The sequence below is a fragment of the Gammaproteobacteria bacterium genome (genome assembly GCA_009838035.1).
Classification (GTDB): Bacteria; Pseudomonadota; Gammaproteobacteria; order Steroidobacterales; family Foliamicaceae; genus Foliamicus.
Genome location: VXSK01000002.1, coordinates 288,988 through 307,712, shown reverse-complemented (window position 1 = coordinate 307,712; position 18,725 = coordinate 288,988). Strand labels below are relative to the sequence as shown.

Here is an 18,725-nt window from a genome sequence, read left to right as displayed (position 1 = left end):
GCGACGCTCAATCGAAGGATGGCGGCTCGCGCATCGGACCGCGCGGAGGCAGTTCCAGATCCACACCATTGTCCGGGCCAAAGTACGAGCGGGCGATACTCGCAAGGTTTTTGGAACTCGGCTTGCGCCCGACGGCCTCGCGCAGGATCAACCGCGCTTCCTCTTCCATGGAACGCCCGTTGCCCGCCGCCCGCACGCGCAACTGCGTCTTCACTCTGTCGTCGAGATTTCGGATCGTGATGCTTGCCATGGTCATGCGCTCCGACAGTCCGGCAATCCAAATTTACGTGATGATTGCAATGCAATCAAGTCGGGAAGTATAGTGGATACCAAGACAAACACGGCGGCGTGCGCCTTATTGAATGATTTGTCGAGTATTTCAACGCGACCTTGTGGCGCTGCTGTGATATTGTCAAACGTATTGTTTGTCCGCCGTAAGGGTAGTGCAGTGAGCAAGAGCGCATGGATCAGCGCTGGAAAGGTGTCCGCGGCGATTGCCGCGGTAGCCCTTCTGTTGGGCGCGGTTTTTCAGGGACAGGCACAGCAGCGCAGCGATATGGCCGATGTCAGGGCCGAACTTCGCAGCGGCTTTGCGGAAGTCAATGGCCGCTTTGCGGAGGTCAACGTCCGTCTCGAGAACATCAGCGGTGACCTTGTGAGTCTGCGCGAAAGGGCCGCAAGAATAGAGGGCCAACTTGCGCTACGCGCGGACGCAGGGGCTCAGGCGAACATGGCGCCCGAGACCGAAGAGGACGGCTGAGCGCCGGTTTCAGTCAGACGGGCAGGGTCGCGTGAACCAGCGTTCCACAGCGGCAAGCGTGAAACACAGGCGCCCCGGCGCGCGCGGGATTGCCGTCGCGAGCGGAGTTGCCGTCGCGCTCATCCTGTCCGAACCAGACGTCTGCTTTTGGCTGTCGGGGCTTCGATAGCATCGCATTGTGCATTGCACCAATTGGCTGCTCGGTCGTCTTAGTATTAAGGGGACTAGGGTCAGAGCGTGCGAAAGAACAACCAGAGCGAGCGAGTCGATGACCCGACCTCTACTCGGGCGGCATCAGGGCGCGGAACGAAAGATCCCAGGGAACGCGTAGTCTCGCTCTTTGAGGAGCACAATGCCGCCCTGGTGCGGTTCCTTGCTGCCCGGCTTCATTCCGACGAGGAAGCGCGGGAAATAGCTCAGGAGGCCTACGTCAGGCTCCTGGGGCTGAATGAGCCGGACGCGGTCAATCACTTCCGGGCCTATCTCTTTCGCGTGGCGGCCAATCTTGCCAATGACCGGCTGAAGCAGCGCAAGCGTCGCGCCTCACTGCGCAAGACCGCGTTTGTCGGCGCCGAGGAGTCCAGCCCCTCCCCGGAAAAGGCGGTGCTTGCAGCGCAGGAACTTGCGATAGTCCGGGAGGCGCTCGCGGAGTTGCCGCCCCGGTGCAGAACCGCCTTTCTCTTATACAAGGTCCATCAGCTCTCGATTGCGGAGACAGCAACGAGGATGGAGCTGTCGGTGCGCATGGTGCGGCTATACGTTGCGCGCGCGCTGGCCCACTGCGCGGAAAGGCTGGAATCCGCGGCACCGGATCCGAACCTAGCCCAGGTCTTCGATACCCACAAGGAACCATGAGCAACAGACGGGAACAAGCGGCCGCATGGCTGATGAAATTGCAGGAGCCGGATATTTCCGCTGGCGAACTGCTTCGATGGGAGGCGTGGATCAACCGAGACGCGCGCAACAGACAGGCGTTTGCCGAGGTGGAGCGGCTTTCGCGCCGAGTGGAGGATTACGCCGATGATCTGAAGGACATTCCGGTGCCGTCACATCCCGGGCGTGAGCGCGTTCGTCCTGCACCGGCAGCCGCGGATTCTTCCGGGAAGGCGGGGGCGGCGGCGGGCATCGCGGCGCTCGACTTATGGGGCCGTTGGGCAGCAATGCCTCCCTGGGTTCGCCGCTCCGCGACAGCGGCAGTCGCCGCCGCCGTGATGGCCGCTGGCGTATTGCTGGTCCGTTTCTACGTGCTGCCGCCGCAGGCGGATGAATCCATTCAGGCCCACCAGACCGAGGTCGCGGAACATCAAAGCATCACGCTGCCCGACGGGTCCGCCATTGCGATGGGGGCCAGGTCGTCGCTTTCCGTGAACTTTTCCGCTGAGCAGCGCGTCGTCATGCTGGAAACCGGCGAGGCCCTTTTCCGTGTAGTGGAAGATGCAGGCCGTCCCTTCATCGTCATGGCGGGCGCCGGGACCATTACGGCGCTGGGGACGGTATTCAACGTGCGCCGCGATGCCAATCGGGTCGTCGTGACCGTGACCGAGGGGAGTGTTGAGGTCAGGCGCACGGTTGACGGGGCCCATGCCGGTGCGCGAGACGCGCCGTCATACCGTCAACAGACGGCCGCGCGGATTGGGGTCGGCGCCCAGGCCGTGGTCGGCCCAACGGAACTGAGTGTGGTCGAACTGAACGATCCCACCGAGGCAACGCAGTGGCAGGCCGGGCTTCTGCGCTATCGGGCGGAACCCCTCCAGTACGTCATGGAGGGTGTGAGCCGCTATTCCGGCAAGGAAATCATGATTCTTGACGCCGAGATTGAAGAAATGCTCTTTACCGGATCGGTGTTTCAGGACCAGACCGGCGACTGGCTGCAGGCCCTTGAGGACGTATTTGATCTTGAGGTGCAGCTGGTGGACGAAAACAAAGTCGTTATCCGCAAACGGCCACGCGAAGCCGGGCAGTGATGCGGCAGACCTTAGTGAGGAGAACAACATGCGCCAAAGTGAATCCTGTTTAATTCGTGTCGCCTTGGCAGTATCGCTGGTTTTCGGCGCCGTTCCGCTCCTGCAGGCCGAACCCGCCGAGAGCAGGCAATTCGACATTGATCCGCAGCCTCTGGACGTTGCGCTCCTCGAATTCTCGGTACAGGCAAAACTGCAACTTGTCGTCGCGGCCCGGTCGCTTGAAGGGGTCGAGACTTCGGGCTTCACCGGCGAGGGAACGGCGGAAAAGGTTCTTGTGGCCTTGCTCGACGGCACCGGCCTGAAATTCAGCACCGTGGGCGAAGCAGTAACGATAAAGGGGCGCAGCGCCGACATTATGGAAGCTTCGATCGGTAGCAACAATCCTCGGCCCGAATCACCTCGGCTGGCGGGGGCGCAGACCGTCGAACCGGCACGGTTGGCGCAGGCTCAGCCGGTTACCGCCGAAACTGCAGAACCCGAGGTTGATCGTGATGCCCTGGCCCTGGAAGAAATCGTGGTCACGGGCACGCGCATCCGCGGAATAGAAACCCTGAGCCCTTCGGTTTCGTTCACTCGCGACGAGTTTTATGACTCCGGAATGAACAGCGTCGAGGACTTCCTCGAGGCGCTGCCGCAGAACCTTGGGGAAATATCCGCATCCGGAAGGTACGCCGCGGGTGTTTCGCGAATCGCGAACTCCAATGTTGACGGCACCACGGCGATCTCGCTCAGGGGGCTCGGCCCAGAATCCACTCTAAGCTTGCTAAACGGGCGCCGTTATCCCGCTGCAATCAACGGCAGGGTGTTCGACGTGGGCGCCATCCCCTTGTCCGTGATTGAACGTGTCGATGTCCTCACCGGCGGCGCCTCGGCGATTTACGGCTCCGACGCCGTAGCGGGCGTAGTGAATCTCGTTACACGCAAGTCCTATGACGGCCTGGAAGCGCAAGTCTATGGTGGTTTTGGTCGCGATGGCGGCGACCGGCGGCAGGCCAGCGTGGTTGGAGGCATGGAATTCGAAAACGCGGGTTTTGTCCTTGCCTACGATTATCAGAACAACTCCCGTCTGGACGCGACCGCCGCGGGTGTCGCAGGCGAAGGCGTACCGTTCCCGTTTGGCTCGTCGCTGCCCACTGCCGACGAGTGGGACCTCCTGCCGGAACGGGATCGCCAAACCGCTTTTGTTGCGGGTCATTACGATCTTGCCGACAACATCCGTTTGCAGGGCGACATCATCTTTACCGAAGAAGAGAGTTACTCCGAGTCCAATCGGACGGTGGGCCCCTTCACGCTTCTCAATGCAACTGAAACTCGGGGCGACTCGTTCCGGGGCACCGCCGGTCTGACGGTCGGCTTCAGAGGCGACTGGAACCTGCAGTTCACGGGCACTTACGGAGAGCGTGATTCGTGGTTCAAGGCAATCAGCGGCGGCTCATTCGGCGACCGGGAGACGGCCGGCGAAGAGTCCGTGCGAAGCACTCAATTGAGCCTGGATCTCGATGGCACGGCCCTTACGATGGGGACCACTGACGTTCTGTTTGCGCTCGGGATTGAACACCGGACTGAGGTGTTCAGGGAACTAAGGTTCGATGGCCGCGGGGTGACCACCGACATCGACCGCGACGTATCTTCGGGGTACGGCGAGCTACGCCTTCCATTCATAACTGACGGTGATCAGCCCGGACTGCGCCGTTTCGAGATCAATGCAGCAGTCCGTTACGACGATTACAGCGACATCGGCGATACGACGGAGCCGCAGGTAGGGGTGATTTACGCGCCGGGCGAACAAGTGACCCTGCGCGGCACCTGGGGCACGTCCTTTCGCGCGCCGTCGTTGTTCCTGTTCGATTTTGCGCCGGATTCCGCGCAAGCCATCCTGAGAATGGGCCCCGATCCGATGGCGCCCGGAGGATTTGCGCCGATTCTGGTTTTGGCGGGCGCTTCGTCCGACCTGACGCCGGAAGAAGCGGAAACGTTTACGCTCTCGCTCGATTATGAACCCGAATTCCTCGACAACACCACCCTTACCCTCTCTTATTTCGATATCGATTACGAGAACCGGATCGACGAACCCACGGGCATCAACGACGCCTTCGCTTCCCTGAACAACGAAGCAATCTATGCTCCCGTCATCACGCGGATGCCGACCCGCGAGCAGGTAAACGCGTTAGTCGACGTTGCCCTGGCAAATACGTCCCTGCCGGAAGCCTTTCGCTTCTTCAACCAGAGCGGTCTTCCCTACGCGCACGGAGTGGACGATCCGCTTGTCGCTTTGCCTGGGCTCGTGCTGTTCAACAATCAGCGGCAGAACATAGGACTCGAAAGAATCAGGGGGCTGGATCTATCCGTCAATTCACAGCGTTCCACCAGCTTCGGTGTACTTTCCGTCGGATTCAACGCTTCGTACTATTTCGAGTTTGATCGCGCGGTTACCGTGGTTTCTCCGTTCCGATCCGAACTCGATCGTGCGGGCCGGCCGGTAAACATGCAATTCCGTGCCCGGGCCGGACTCGACCGAGGCCTGTTGAGCGGCAATGTGTATGTTAACTACACGGACAACTATGTGGATGTCTTGATTAATCCGGAGCAGGCGATCAGATCCCACACTACCGTGGATCTGAGCCTTCGGCTCGATGGCGCCGAACTGGCTTCAATGCCGGTATTGGGTGGTTTTTCCGCGACCTTCAGCGTTACCAACCTGTTTGACCGAAGCCCACCCAAGGTGGCGGGTAATTCGACGGGTCTTCTTTATGATGCAACAAACGCGAACGCGATGGGCCGCTATGTCTCATTGCGTCTGGTGAATCGCTGGTAAAGGCTCTGCTTTCCGGCGGATCGCTGCCGGAAATCTCTCGCGCAGGTTGCTGATCTGCACATGGAGATCTGTGCTTCGCGAGCGGCGCCGGCCAATTGAGACTCCACACATGAAGAATATTACCCACGCGTTCGTCTGCGGTGCATTGCTCTCCGTCGGAGCGGCCACGGCGGCCGAGGTCTTTACGGTGGACCACATGCTCCGCAACGAGGACTTCGGCCATGCGGTGTTCGGCCCCACCGGCCGCCACGTGTATTTCGAGCATTTTCCCGCCTACGAAGACATGCAGGATTTCAGCCGCGTCTTCGTGCGCGGGCAGCAGCGTTCCAGGATCCTTGTTGCCGATCTGGAAGGAGACGCGGTCCCGAGGTCCGCTTTCCCGCAGGTACCGGGCGACGGTTACAGGATCGGAACCCTTTCGCCGGGCGGCAGCCGACTCCAGTACTTCCGTGTGGGCAGCAGCCATTTCGTGACGGGAATCCACGACTTTGTGAAGGGCGGCTCCGTGGCCCTCAAGGCCATACCGGAAGCAAGCGTTCTCTACGTGGGGCCTGTCTGGATATCGGACTCGACGCTGGGATTTGCCACGACCCGGGAGGGATCATTGCCCTTGGGTGTTTACCTGCACGCCGAATCGCGCGACGAGCTGTATGCCGAGTGGCAAAAGGCGAGAAGGGGAAGGATGGCGACGTCAAGCGAGATCGGGAGCGGCGAGTACCTGCTTACCGAATCCCGGAAAGTACAGGGAAAACTGGTGCTGGCTGATGCACAGACCGGAGCCACCACAACAATGGCGGACGGCAATTTCGAGTCCTGGGAACTTTCGCCTGATCGGCGCCGGTTCGCAGCGGTACGCACCCGGCCGTTGGCGCCTGACCCGACACTGCCTCTGGAGCACGCGGCCCTCGGCGGAGTGCACAGAGACCTGCTGGTGATCGAAACGGGAGAAGGAAGCGCCCCCGTTCTGCCTTGCCCCGACTGCGATATAGCGATGGGTACCGCAAAGTGGTCGCCGGATGGCCAGTCCCTGGTGTTTTTTGCACGCCTGCTCGGCGAGGCCTGGAGCACCGGGAGGCTTTGGCGCTTCGACGCGCACTCCGACGGGGCCGAGCCGGTAAAACTGGGGGGACTGAAGCTCGTCACCCGCGCCGGACCTCTGCAATTACTGTTGGCGCCGCAGACCGCTTGGTTCGGAGACAGCCTGGCCGTGTTCGCTTCGGACCCGGAAGGGGAGGCGAGGCCTGAGTGGTTCATTGTTTCCCCGGCCGGAGAGGCGCGAAAGCTGAGCGGCGAGTTCGGCGACTCTCCTATTCACCTCATAGCGGTGCTCGGTAACCGTCTCATCGCGCTCGCAGACGGCGATGTGTGGTCGATCGGTTCCGATGGCCGACGCACCCTGCTGACGGTGGATATCGATTTCCCGCTCAAGACCTGGCAGGCGCATGACGGCTTCGGGCCGCCATCTCCGTTTGCTGCAGGCTACGATCCGCAGCTTGTATTGCAGGGAGACAACGGCGAAATTGTATTTCTGGATGCGGCGGACGGAACCGTCCGCAGCGTGGTTGCGCCATCGGAGCGCGCAACGCCCATAGCCGCGTCTTTCACCGCTGGACGCGTGCTGTACCGAGACGTTGCGGGAAACGTTGGCGTATTGAGTGCATGCGCGCGTGGTGGCGAATGCCGCGAGCTGATGAGAATTAACCGGCATCTTGAGGGCGTTGCGGCCGGCACTCCCGTTCGCATCGATCACGAGGGTGCGGACGGGCGGCAGCTCTATTCCTGGATCCTCATGCCGCCCGGCTATCGCGAGGGCGCAAGTCTGCCCACGATCGTCGATGTCTATCCCGGTGGGGTATATCGCAACGAATGGCACCGGTTCGACCCTTGGGACATGCATGCGCTGAACTGGCACCTGCTGGCCGCACGGGGTTATGCGGTCCTCTTCCCCAGTCTCCCGGAGGCCTACCACGAGGTGCCGCGGGACCCGCTCAAGGGACTGGCGGACCGAATCCTTGAGGTGGTCGACCTCGCCATCGAGGCTGGCTATTCGAATGGGGACAGACTGGCGATCCAGGGACAGAGTTACGGCGGCTACGCGACGCTGGGCGCGATTGCCCAGACCGACCGTTTCAAGGCGGCGGTCGCGCTTGCCGGGCCCGCCAATCTGATCAGCATGTACGGCGTTTTTGATGTGCGCCTGCGTGAAGCCGCGGAGTTGAACGGGCCGCGCCTTTTCGGCGCGAGCTGGTCGGAAACCAGTCAGGGCGGCATGGGTGCGCCGCCATGGGACGATCCGGAGCGTTACCTCAGGAACAGCCCTCTGTTCACCGCGCCCGATATCGAGACGCCGGTGATGATCATGCAGGGCGACCGCGATTACGTGTCTATGACGGAGGGCGAGCAGATGTTTACGGCCCTGCTGCGTGAGAACAAGGACGCCCTGTTCGTGCGTTACTGGGGCGAAGGCCATGTCTACAACTCGCCGGCGAATATCCGCGACATGTGGTCGCGGATTTTCGACTGGTACGGCCGGTACCTGGGCGCCGATAGCGAGGAGCGCTGAATGCGGAAACCACGACTGGCAGGCGCGTTCCTGCTCCCGGTAGCGTTGGCGGTTTCGGCGGTCTGCACGGCCAGGGAGCCGTTCACGGTCAGGGATTCCATCGAGATGACCCGGCTGGCCGAGCCGAACTTGCAGGCCTACGGCTACCTGGCCCTGGAGTTCAATGTTTCGCCCGGAGGCGAATACCTCACCGCCGTCACCAAGAAAGGCAATATCGACAACGAAACCGTCGATTACTCGCTTTGGCTGTTTCCGCTCCACGAAGTCGAAGCCTTTGTGATCGGCGACGGCAGAAGCGCCTGGCCGGGTCGCGTTATCGCCCGTTTTTCTTCTTCCACGAACCGGCCCGCGATCCAGAAAGTCAGGTGGCTCGCGGACGGTCCAACGCTGATGTTCGTGGCCGAGAACCCGAGTGGGCAACCGCAGGTGTTCAGCGTCGATCCCGGGTTCGGCGAAATGCGGCAATGGACTGACGATCCCGAAGGCGTGATCGACTTTGCCGCGGGCGCTGGCGAAGGCGGCTTGCTCGTTCTCGTGCCGGCGGATGACGAAGCGGAACGGCTCCGGCGGCAGAAGTACGGTTATGTCCACGACTTCGAGCCGGTCTGGACCCTGATGAATGAGGGGCGCGACATCATCAGCGACATCTATCCTCACGGGGTGTTCGTGGCCCGCACTGGTGGTGGCGAAACGGTCACCGTGGACCTTGCCCCGCAGACGCTCGTCAACCCGGTTATGTCGGTATCGCCGTCGGGACAATGGGCGATCGTTCCCAGGCGAATGCCGGTCATACCGGACCACTGGTATGAACTCGACTGGGGTTTGCTGTCCGACATGATCGCCGGCATGCGCGAAGAGGGCGTGACCATTCTCTGGATGACGCAGTTGATGCTGGTGGACATGCAGACCGGCGAAACGCGTCCGCTGCTTGATTCGCCCAATGGCCTGACGTCCGTCATCCGATGGTCGCCCGACTCGCGGCGTGTCGTGGTGTCCGATCAATTCGTGCCATTCTCGGCCGGCGACGCGGAAACCGGGGGCAAGCACGCGACGATCGAAATTGAAGTTGAGTCCGGCAGCCTGGAAATCGTTGCGCTGGGCGAGCACAACTCGCTCGACGCCGACAGCGCACTGACCACCGTAACGCTCGGGTCACGCTTTGGTCCGCCGGTAACGGTCTTCAGAGGGGAGTCGGGATGGACGCCAATCGAAGGTGGCGAACAGGATGAAGACGACGGCCCGCGATTGAGTTTCTCGCTGGCTCTGGAGCTGAATGAGCCGCCCGAGATCGTGGCCACGCACAGCCCTAGCGGGAAGAGCCGGAAAATCACCGATTTCAATCCACAGTTGCGGGATCTTGCAATCGGCGTCGTGGAGTCCTTTGACTGGGAGTCGGGAGGCCGGACCTGGATGGGGGGACTGCTCCGTCCCATAGGCTTCGAAGAGGGTCGGCGGTATCCGCTGGTGGTCCAGACCCATGGCTTTCATGAGTGGGAATTCCTCGTGGACGGGCCGCGCGGCATGTCGGCCGCCATGGCTGCGCGGGCGCTTGCCAACGAGGGCTTCGTGGTGCTACAGGTGCCCGACGGCCCGCGCGAATCGCTGCAGCTTCCCAAGGAGGCCGAGGAGGTGTCCGCCTCCTATATCGACGCCGTTCGCGTGTTGGACGGAATGGGGCTCATCGATCCGGAACGGGTTGGCATTACGGGTTTCAGCCGGACCGGTTTTTACGTGCAGCACGCGCTGACGATGGGGGACTTCGAGTTCGCGGCCGCCGTTGTTGCCGATGTGAGCGATTTCGGCTGGTGGATGTACATGACCGGCTATGGTTTCGGCGGCTTTCAGCGGGACTATGAGCGGATGTTGGACGGTGCTCCGGTCGGTGATGGGGTCACGAGTTGGATTGAGCGGAACCCCGTGTTCAACCTTGAGGAAATGATCACGCCGCTCCGTATCGAATCGCACCAGATCCCTTCGTATTGGGACACCTATATTCTCCTGCGCAAGCTCGGCCGACCGGTGGAGATGATCGTACTGCCTGAGGCGAGTCACAACCCCGAGCGCCCCTGGGAGCGCCTGGAGTCGCAGCAAGGGGCCGTTGACTGGTTCGCTTTTTGGCTGAAGGATGAAGAAAACAACGATCCGGCGAGAGCGAATCAATACAATCGCTGGCGAAAGCTCCGTGAGCTCCAGAACGGGACCGCCAAAGTGTCTGCTCCGGGGACGTCGTGAGCATGTAGAATGAAATCACTTTTGGCAAATAAGCGAGGGGAACTATGGAAGACATGAAGGTGCGAAAGCTCCGGGAGAAGCTGGGAATCTCCGCCAATGACCAGAAGGAAGCAGCGGGCAAGGCAATCGGTCCGAATCTGCGGACGAAGATCTCGAGCTATTCGGGAGCAGGCGGCAATTTCGTTTCTGCGCCACCCATGGACGATGCCGTGGCGACGGGAAGCCGTGCGGTAGCAGGCGGCAATTTTGTCTCCGCTCCGCCCGTGGACGATGCTGTCGCGGCGGGACGTCAGGCAGTGGCAGGCGGCAATTTTGTTTCGGCGCCACCTGCGCCGGATGCTTAAGTAGCAGAAACCCGACTGTCCTGAGCCTGTTGCCTGGCCCTGAAGCTGGAGAAGCTTCAGGGAGTAAAAGCGAGCGTGCCTGTGGCTACTGAAGGAAGAACAGTGAACTTCCGCGAGTTGAATACGCTGGAAGTGATACTGAAGATTACCGAGCGATGCAATCTGAATTGCGATTACTGCTATTTCTTCAATGCAGGAGACGACAGCTACAAGGGCCACTCGGCGCTCATAGCGAATGACACGGTTGCGCTGCTGGTGCAAAGGCTCAGGGAATTCGCCGAGGAGTACGAACTTCAGCGAATAGCGATTCACCTGCATGGCGGCGAACCGCTTCTGATGCCGAAAGCCCGGCTCGACCGGATCTGCGAAGAAATCAGGTCAAATCTGGATCCCATCGTTGATGTGTCGATGACAATCCAGACCAATGGAATGCTGGTTGATCTCGAGTGGATAGAGATTTTCAACAAGCATCGCATTCAGGTGGGTGTCAGCCTGGACGGGGCAAAGGCGCACAACGACGCCCATCGCCTCGACCACAACGGAAGGTCGTCTTACCAGGCGACCGTTCGCGGTCTGGCACTGTGTCAGGAACACCTGAATCAACCTCCGGCAGTCCTGGCCGTCATCGGGGCGGAATTCGATCCCGGGGAAATCTACGATCACTTCCGGCATGACCTGAACGTGCGTCAGCTCGACTTCCTGCTGCCTGATCTGAATCACGACAATTTTTCCGGCAACGCGGAAGCCTACGGCAATTTCCTGATCGAGGTTTTCGACAGGATGGCGAATGACGAGGAGTCGGTGGGCGTTCGGTTCATCGATCATTTTCTGGCGCGGCTCTACGGGCAGGGCAACTTCCTGTTCGGCGACGGGAGGGATGCCCCGGACCATCTGCTGATTACCGTGTCGTCCGACGGGGGAGTCGGGCCGGACGACACGCTGAGATCCACGAAGTACTGGAACGGGTATGACTACCGGGACCTGAAGAGCGCCAGCATTGGGGAAATCATCGCGGACCCGCTGTTTCACGAATTCGAGCACTTCAAGAAGACGCCGGCGCCTGAATGTTCCGACTGCTGTTGGCGTGACGTCTGCGGCGGCGGCCAGCCGGTGCACCGGTATGCCAGCGGCAATGGGTTCGACAACCCCACGGTCTATTGCGAAGGGCTGGACAAGTTCTATACCCACGTCGTGAGGCACTTGGCCCTGCACGGCGAACCGCTGGAAAAGGTCGGCGCAGACCTGGTCTGAGTTGGCGGGGTCGCTGCGCTATCGCGCCGGCGCCGCCAAATCTTCAATGAAAATCTACATTGACCGCAGGCTGGGCGATGCACACGACCTGATTTCGGTCAGCGAAACGCTGGTCTGCGCGCAGGAGTATTACCCGAATGCCGTTGACTATCGGCCTGACGCAAGATTGCCGGTCGACTTTCGAAGGATGAATAAAGTCGAAATCAACAAGTTCACCGCTTCTCTTGACGAACTGTCAATCGAGGCCGCACTGGACTTTGTCGCAATCTTTCCCTGCGACCTGAAATCCGAGCGAGCGCTGGACTTCTCGCCATTTCTCAGCCTGTCGCCTGTCGCCGCGCTCGACCCGTCCATCGACGACGCGAATCATCCTTCGATTACGGTGGATCGGGTATCGGGGTTGAGGTTGGGCTTGCACCTCGACTCGTGGGACGGGCTCGAAGTGTCCTCACGATGGAAAAGCCGGAACCGGATCGTCGTGAACAGGGGCCCCGCGGACCGGTATGTCTATCTGGTGCCGGTACCCATCGAAGAAATGGCGGAGTCCGTGGCTTCACCGGAACGCCTCCATCCCGGCGAAGTGGCCGACGCTTATATCCGGAATACCCGACAGGCTCCCTGTTTGCGGATGCTGCAGTCGGCGAATGTCGCGTACGTCTGCTGTTCCGAGCGCTTGGTTCACGATGCTTGCGTAAGCGAAGGCGGCACTCGAGCGGAAAGCCGCCATTACCTGGGCCATTTCGTCAGGAACTAGCCCGCGTTTCGCCGCTGGGGGCCCCCTCCGGTTCGATGCGGATCGTGGCGATGTCCGTTCCGTGATATTGCTGGTGTCGGACCGAAGTGGCGTAATGGCGCAGCAGGCGCAGCGGCACCTCGGACTCGTTGGGGAGGTCGGCGCCTCCCTCGCTCAGCATCGCGAGCTGGTCTTCCAGATTGAATTCCGAGCCGCCGGCGATGAATTCCAGGTCCGTGGCCAGACCGTCCGCCCGCGCAATCAGCAACAGGTCGCGCTCGGCCTCCTCCACCCGGTCGTCCAGCAGGATATGCAGGACTTCTTCGCCGACCGCGCGAAGCCGGAACGTGGTCCGTTCATCCAGACGCGCCCGTTGGGCGAAATCGTGCAGGAACGCATCGATTGCCGGAACCGCCGCGACGGAAAGCGTGGTCCGCAGGCGCAGCGGTCTGGACCGGGTCAGATCCACGAAGGCCGAGAGAAGAATGACGGTGATGCCTCCGACCGTCATGCCCTGACCGAGAATCTCACCCCACGCTCCTTCCTGAAGAGCCGGATAGACCAGGTCGAACTGGAACAATATGCCCACAACGACAGCGAATCCGACGATCAGGCGCTTGCGGTAATCGAATCCATCGGCAATCACGATTCGCAGTCCAAGAACGAAAATGAGCGCCATGATTACGGCCAGGTAAGCCCCCACGACCGGTCCCGGTATTGCGACAACCACGGCGACGATTTTCGGCAGGAAAGCCAGGACAGCGAAAACAGCCCCGACGCAGACGCCGACACGGCGGGCGGCCACTCCGGTGATTTCCACAACTGCGATGCAATTGCCGTAAGTGGTGTTCGGTACCGTCCCGCCCAATCCGGACAGGAGGTTGCCGACCCCATCGGCATAGATTGCGCCCTGGATCGAGCGGAAGTCGGTTGCGCGCGGCTTGCGCCATGACACGCGCTGGATCGCGATCGCGTCGCCCAGCGTGTCAAGGGCGCCGACCAGCGTGACCAGGATGAAACCCGGAAGCAGCGCCCAGAAAGTGGCGTCGAAGCTGAGGTCAAGCCCCGGATAGGCACTGAAATCCGGCAGCCCCATCCAGGGCGCGGCCGCAACGCGCGCGGTGTCGTAGATTCCGAACCACGCGCCCGCGAGGCTCCCGGATACCAGGCCGATCGCGGGAGCCCAGAGCCGCCAGATGCCGGACAATCTGAGCGCCAGTAGAACGGAGGCGGCAAGCGTCACCAGCGCAGTTACCGGCGCCGCAGCGGGTGCGACGCCTGCCGGTACATTGATCAGCTTGCCGTAAATGATCGGGGCGATGCTCACGGGTATCAGCATGAGCACCGTGCCGGCAACCGTCGGCGTAAACACGCGCCGCAACATGGCCATCCTCGAGCCGAGAATGAACTGCGTGAAGGCAGCCACGACAATCAGCGTGGCCATCAGCTCGGGACCTCCGCTGCGCACGGCGCTTATGCCGACCGCCAGATAAGCCGTGGTGCTGCCCATCACCAGGATGTAACCGGCGCCGATGCGGCCGAATCGCACGGCCTGAATGAACGTGGCCATGCCGCTGACCACCAGCGCGGCGAACAGGGCCCAACGGAGATAGGCATCGCCCGCGCCGGCGGTTGTGATGAGGATTGTGGGAGTCAGCACGACGCCGGCCAGCGTCAGCGCCGTGTTCTGCAACCCCAGGCCGATAGTGAGGGGCAGGGAAGGCCGGTCGTTCGCTTCAAAACGCAGCCCTTTATCGATGCTCGATTCAGTCATTGAAATCCCGGAAGCCCGGATCACCTGTCATTCAAAATATGATGCTGACCGCACCGTGCCAGGAGAGGTCTTCCAGATCCAGCACTGCGCGGCGGTACGCAATTCTCAAATCGCTGCCGTCTCTGCGCAGGATGTATTCGATGGTGCCGACGTAGGGCGCTCCTTCGCCGCTGCGGAAACGGTAAACCAGGACGTTCGCGAAAACGGAGAGTTGTCCGTCGTCGGTTTCTTCTACCCGCACGTTTGAAACAAACCGGCGGGTTCGCGACCGCGGATTCTCGCGATGAGAATGCCGGCTATTCAGCCGCGCCGCGCGGGCGCGCAGACGGACGATGTCGTCGTCGATGAACACCAGGTCGCGCGCGGGGTCGCCTTCCGGCAAATCCGTGGAGGGAACCACGTAGCGGGCGTCGTCCGTAAACAGATGGACCCACTCTGCCAGTCTCCATTCATCCAGAAGAGCCGCTTCCCGGAAAAGGAATTCCTCTACGCTTGCTCGCAACGCGGGGTTGCTGTTGGCTGTCATCGTCCACTGGTCCGGCTACGGTCACGGTGGCCGGTTTCCGAAGCCGTTGCGGCTTGCGATTCCACAGGTTGTCCGTCCTGCACGTTGGCTTGACTCAGGCCCTGCATATTGGCGTGCCACTGCCGCCAGAATCCCCTCATCTGGAGCTCATCCGCCGTTCCCGGGTTGGGCTTGAGCATACCCCTTGAGATGTCGGACCACTCGGTACCGGAGGCCCGGAATCCTATCTGACATGATTCCAGGACTTCCACGTCGTCCGGTGTGGCAAAGCCACCGGGTCCGAGGAAGGTCAGATAGCTGTCGAGCCGGGTGGCCAGCGTGTCGCCTGACTCCTCCCTGGGCACAAGATGCCAGGCTGTCACCTCCATTCTGTCCGGAGCCAGAGGTTCGATATACCGGATGCTGATGGCCACGAAATCCATAATCAACAGGTTCGGATAGATGAGCAGATTGCGGGAGGTGTCGGCCATCCGGTAGGCGCGCTCTTCTCCGTACTTCTGCACCAGGCGGCGGCGGATCCGCGCTATCCGCGGCTTGGCCTCCTCGCCGAATACCGGATGCCAGCGGGCGATGGGGCGGCCGTTCCGGGATATGTTCTCCGACACGCAGTGGCCATTGCCCAGTGCCAGCCCCGCGCCGGGCGGGCGGGTGGCCAGCGTGTCGCCGCTGTCGTCCGTTCCAAGGCCGGACATGTAATCCACGTAAGTCCGGTGCGTCGGGATCAGGTGGTATCCGTCAAGGCTGTTCTCGGCCAGCAGCTTCCAGTTGGCATTTATCGCGTACTTGTTGGAGCCGGAAATCACCCGCATTCCTTCCTCGGCCTGGTCGACGACCAGGTCAAGATAATCTCTCGCCCCCGCCAGGTAGGTCACGAGGTCTTCGACGTCTGGATTGAAACTCACAAAGTAAAAACCCCGGTAGCTTTCGACCCTGGGCGGCTCCTTCAGCCCGTGTTCACTTCTTTGGAAGTGGGGGCCGTAGGCGTCCTGTCCGGGAACGCCGATCAGCTCACCGCTGGTGTTGAAAGACCAGGCGTGATAGAAGCATTGCAGAACTTTGGCATTCCCGGCGTTGCGGCGGCAGATCAATGCACCGCGGTGCGGGCAGGAATTGAGGAACACCCGTACACGGCCGTCTTTGCTTCGGATGAAAAACAGCGGCCGGCCGGCCACCGTGCGCTGGCGGTAATCTCCGGGGTTCTCCACTTCCGATTCGTGTCCGAGGTAGATCCAGCACCGGTCGAAGATCAATTCCCGTTCCCGGCGGAACAGATCGTGGGAGGTCATGCATGATCGATGGACCCGAAAAAACCCGCGTTTTCGGTCGTCGATGATCAGGTCCTGGATGTCCATAAGTTCGCGCGCGTCCCGGAATGCCGATTCACAACCGGATAAGGAGTTCTGGAGGCGACGGAGTTGCAACCGCCTCAGACACAGTGTCTTTAGCCTGCTTTTCCGAGTCAGGCCACTAGCGAATAAATGGCCCCATCAGCAGGGACAGGTCACTATCCCGGGCTGCCCGTTTTCCAGTTCCAGGGCTGGATCCGGGTTTCTGCAAAGACATCCGCCTTGCCGTAGGGGCTGTCAGCCAGAAACGCACGCGCCGCCTCCAATGAGGGCGCTTCGACAACCAATAGCAAGCCCACGATGGTCTCAGCGTCGTCGGCCAGGGTCGGTCCGGCGTGGAGAACGGTAATTTCCGGGTGTTCAGGATGATCACGCAGATAGTCGGTATAAGCGCCCTGAATTTCGCTGCCTTCCTGTACCAGTCCCGGCTTGTGAGTGACGAAAGCGACGACGTGCATAAGAATTCCCCCGCACTGGATAACGTGTCGCGATGACAATAGGCCAACTCATTCCTGTCTGTCAATCGACCGTCCCGCTACATCCCACGGGCCATCCGCCCTCCGGGGGGTTCCACACGAACGGTCACGATATCCGTGTCATGGTACTGCTGATGGCGGACCGAGGAGGCGAGGTGCCGCAACAGCCGCAGCGAGACGTCCTGTTCGATCATTGCTGCTGCGTTGGCCTCGCCCAGCAGCGCTATCCGATCCTGAATGTTCTGTTCCCCTTTCGAGGCAACGAACTCCAGCACCGCTCCGCCGTCTTCAATACGCGCCGTGAGGAGGAGCCGCCGCCCGCTGGTTGCACCGGGCTCCTCCTGTTGCTGGAGAGTCAGCAGTGTTTCTTCGCAGACGGCATCAAGGCGATCCCTCATCTGCGTGTTCCAACCTCTTCGCGATGCGAATGTACCGATGAACTTCCGGATTTCACGAAGTACGGAGGGATCGAGTTCCACTTCCATCCGGCGGCGGCGCGGTTTCGTCAGCTCAAGGAAAGTGGTCATGACGACCGCAACCATGCCTCCGGTCAGCATCCCGTTTTTCAATAGAGCGGCCGCAAATTCCGAGACCTGCTCGAGAGTGATTGCGTCGCTCTGAAAAGCCACGCCGATCCAGAACGAGACGCCGGCAATCAGGCTTTTCCGAAAATCGATTCCGTCCTGAATGATCACCCTCATGCCGATAATGAAGATCGTCGCCATGGTGACGGTGATAAAGGCCGTGATGACCGGACCCGGCAGGGCAAGAATCACGGCCAGAGCCTTGGGAACGAATGCCAGAACGATCAGTGTCGCCCCGAGGGCAAGGCCGATGCGGCGAGAGCTGACTCCGGTAATCTCGACCATGGACGCGCCTGTAGGCCGGAACCCAAGCGGCATCGTGCCCGCCAGGCCCGACAGCAGGTTGCCCACCCCGTCGGCAGCCACGGCACCCTGTACCGAGCGAAAATCCACAGCGCGACTCTCGGGCCAGGACACGCGCTGGATCGCAACGGCCCCGCCGATGGTTTGCATCGTGCAGACCAGGGCGACGAACACGAATGCAGGAAGCAGAGCCCAGAAGTCGGGAGTGAAACGCAGGTCCAGGGCCGCCCATGCGGGACTTGGAGTGCCGATCCAGGGAGCCAGAGAGACGCGCTCAAAATCATACAGACCGAATGTCCCGGCGACGGTCGAGCCCGCGACGATTCCGATGATCGGCGCCCACAGCCGAGCCCGGCCCTTTGCCGTGAGTGTGATGCCGACAATGACGACCAGGGTCGTCAACGCGCTGAGCGGCGCACCCAGCGGTGGCGTGCCGCTCGGCACATTGGCCAGCTGGTCGAACATGATCGGCATGACCGTGACGGGCGTCAGCATCAGCACCGTCCCCGTTACGGTAGGCGTGAGGATGCGCCGGAACAGCGATAGGCGTGCGGCGAACGCGAACTGGACCAGGGCGAGAATGACGACCAGGGTACCGAGCAATGCGGGGCCGCCGGCAGCGAGAGCGGCGATGCTGACGGCGATGGCGGCCCCGGATGTTCCGATTGCGAGGATGTAGCCTGCGCCGAACCGGCCGATCCGCCGGGCCTGGACTATCGCGGTAACGCCGCAGATCGCAACGGAGGCGAACACGGCCCAAAGCAGGACCTCCTCGGGCTGGCCGGCGGCCCGGAACACGACCGTCGGGATCATCACCGCGCCGGGCAGTACCAGGCAGGTAATCTGCAGGGCGAGCCCCATGCTGAGCGGAAACGGGATCTTCGCGTCCGGATGGAGGCGGTTCCGGGAGCGCGTGCCGGATTCGTCGGGTCCCATGTCCTGATTCCTGTTCCTGAGGAGCGCAGCGGCGAATAATCGGGTACTGTATGTTGGCCGCCGGGGTACCTGGCGAGACCCCCCGCTGCTCGTCGAGGCATTTTCGCACACGCAGGGC

Annotated in this window: 15 protein-coding genes; 9 read left to right on the top strand and 6 right to left on the bottom strand. The window is 61.4% G+C overall.

Features of this window, described 5'->3' with window-relative positions; all coding sequences use genetic code 11:
- Positions 1-7: 7 nt before the first annotated feature.
- Positions 8-250 (bottom strand): plasmid stabilization protein, encoded by a 243-nt coding sequence (locus F4Y72_01385; protein ID MXZ26942.1) that lies wholly within the window; start codon positions 248-250, stop codon positions 8-10.
- Between the two features lie 198 nt (positions 251-448).
- Between F4Y72_01385 and F4Y72_01380 the strand changes: the two genes are divergently transcribed.
- From F4Y72_01380 to F4Y72_01340, 9 genes are all read left to right on the top strand, one after another.
- Complete coding sequence (locus F4Y72_01380) at positions 449-760, top strand: hypothetical protein (GenBank protein ID MXZ26941.1); 312 nt, start codon at positions 449-451, stop codon at positions 758-760.
- 237 nt (positions 761-997) lie between these two features.
- Complete coding sequence (locus F4Y72_01375; protein MXZ26940.1) at positions 998-1,615, top strand: RNA polymerase sigma factor; 618 nt, start codon at positions 998-1,000, stop codon at positions 1,613-1,615.
- Complete coding sequence (locus F4Y72_01370; GenBank protein MXZ26939.1) at positions 1,612-2,724, top strand: DUF4880 domain-containing protein; 1,113 nt, start codon at positions 1,612-1,614, stop codon at positions 2,722-2,724. The genes F4Y72_01375 and F4Y72_01370 overlap by 4 nt, the downstream gene beginning before the upstream one ends.
- Entirely contained in the window at positions 2,651-5,539 is a 2,889-nt protein-coding gene (locus tag F4Y72_01365; protein ID MXZ26938.1) for a TonB-dependent receptor, read from the top strand. Before F4Y72_01370 ends, F4Y72_01365 begins: the two co-directional genes overlap by 74 nt.
- Before the next feature lie 109 nt (positions 5,540-5,648).
- Positions 5,649-8,102 carry a S9 family peptidase gene (locus F4Y72_01360; GenBank protein ID MXZ26937.1) on the top strand — a complete coding sequence of 818 codons (2,454 nt, stop codon included), beginning with the start codon at positions 5,649-5,651 and terminating at the stop codon, positions 8,100-8,102.
- Entirely contained in the window at positions 8,103-10,334 is a 2,232-nt protein-coding gene (locus F4Y72_01355) for a prolyl oligopeptidase family serine peptidase (GenBank protein MXZ26936.1), read from the top strand. It abuts the gene before it with no gap.
- Positions 10,335-10,378: 44 nt separating this feature from the next.
- The gene (locus tag F4Y72_01350) at positions 10,379-10,678 is read left to right on the top strand and encodes a hypothetical protein (GenBank protein MXZ26935.1); all 300 of its coding nucleotides are present in this window, start codon (positions 10,379-10,381) and stop codon (positions 10,676-10,678) included.
- Positions 10,679-10,711: 33 nt separating this feature from the next.
- Positions 10,712-11,929, top strand: coding sequence for a radical SAM protein (locus F4Y72_01345; protein MXZ26934.1), 1,218 nt, complete (start codon positions 10,712-10,714; stop codon positions 11,927-11,929).
- Positions 11,930-11,975: 46 nt separating this feature from the next.
- Positions 11,976-12,683, top strand: a complete 708-nt coding sequence (locus F4Y72_01340; GenBank protein ID MXZ26933.1) for a hypothetical protein — start codon at positions 11,976-11,978, stop codon at positions 12,681-12,683.
- On the opposite strand, the gene F4Y72_01335 is transcribed toward F4Y72_01340, so the two are convergent.
- The 5 genes from F4Y72_01335 to F4Y72_01315 all read right to left on the bottom strand — a co-directional run bounded on the left by F4Y72_01335 (position 12,673) and on the right by F4Y72_01315 (position 18,607).
- Positions 12,673-14,436 (bottom strand): hypothetical protein, encoded by a 1,764-nt coding sequence (locus F4Y72_01335; GenBank protein MXZ26932.1) that lies wholly within the window; start codon positions 14,434-14,436, stop codon positions 12,673-12,675. The two genes, F4Y72_01340 and F4Y72_01335, sit on opposite strands and share 11 nt — an antisense overlap.
- Positions 14,437-14,467: 31 nt before the next feature.
- Complete coding sequence (locus tag F4Y72_01330; protein MXZ26931.1) at positions 14,468-14,962, bottom strand: aromatic-ring-hydroxylating dioxygenase subunit beta; 495 nt, start codon at positions 14,960-14,962, stop codon at positions 14,468-14,470.
- The gene (locus F4Y72_01325; protein MXZ26930.1) at positions 14,959-16,314 is read right to left on the bottom strand and encodes a Rieske 2Fe-2S domain-containing protein; all 1,356 of its coding nucleotides are present in this window, start codon (positions 16,312-16,314) and stop codon (positions 14,959-14,961) included. The genes F4Y72_01330 and F4Y72_01325 overlap by 4 nt, the downstream gene beginning before the upstream one ends.
- A 152-nt stretch (positions 16,315-16,466) precedes the next feature.
- Positions 16,467-16,766, bottom strand: a complete 300-nt coding sequence (locus F4Y72_01320; protein ID MXZ26929.1) for a YciI family protein — start codon at positions 16,764-16,766, stop codon at positions 16,467-16,469.
- Positions 16,767-16,843: 77 nt separating this feature from the next.
- Entirely contained in the window at positions 16,844-18,607 is a 1,764-nt protein-coding gene (locus tag F4Y72_01315) for a hypothetical protein (protein ID MXZ26928.1), read from the bottom strand.
- Positions 18,608-18,725: the final 118 nt, after the last annotated feature.

Excerpts from the sequence above, each read along its gene's own strand:
- F4Y72_01385 (MXZ26942.1), bottom strand. The coding sequence starts at position 250 with ATGGCAAGCATCACGATCCGAAATCTCGACGACAGAGTGAAGACGCAG.
- F4Y72_01370 (MXZ26939.1), top strand. The coding sequence starts at position 1,612 with ATGAGCAACAGACGGGAACAAGCGGCCGCATGGCTGATGAAATTGCAG.
- F4Y72_01360 (MXZ26937.1), top strand. The coding sequence starts at position 5,649 with ATGAAGAATATTACCCACGCGTTCGTCTGCGGTGCATTGCTCTCCGTC.
- F4Y72_01355 (MXZ26936.1), top strand. The coding sequence starts at position 8,103 with ATGCGGAAACCACGACTGGCAGGCGCGTTCCTGCTCCCGGTAGCGTTG.
- F4Y72_01350 (MXZ26935.1), top strand. The coding sequence starts at position 10,379 with ATGGAAGACATGAAGGTGCGAAAGCTCCGGGAGAAGCTGGGAATCTCC.
- F4Y72_01340 (MXZ26933.1), top strand. The coding sequence starts at position 11,976 with ATGAAAATCTACATTGACCGCAGGCTGGGCGATGCACACGACCTGATT.
- F4Y72_01335 (MXZ26932.1), bottom strand. The coding sequence starts at position 14,436 with ATGACTGAATCGAGCATCGATAAAGGGCTGCGTTTTGAAGCGAACGAC.
- F4Y72_01330 (MXZ26931.1), bottom strand. The coding sequence starts at position 14,962 with ATGACAGCCAACAGCAACCCCGCGTTGCGAGCAAGCGTAGAGGAATTC.
- F4Y72_01325 (MXZ26930.1), bottom strand. The coding sequence starts at position 16,314 with ATGGACATCCAGGACCTGATCATCGACGACCGAAAACGCGGGTTTTTT.
- F4Y72_01320 (MXZ26929.1), bottom strand. The coding sequence starts at position 16,766 with ATGCACGTCGTCGCTTTCGTCACTCACAAGCCGGGACTGGTACAGGAA.
- F4Y72_01315 (MXZ26928.1), bottom strand. The coding sequence starts at position 18,607 with ATGGGACCCGACGAATCCGGCACGCGCTCCCGGAACCGCCTCCATCCG.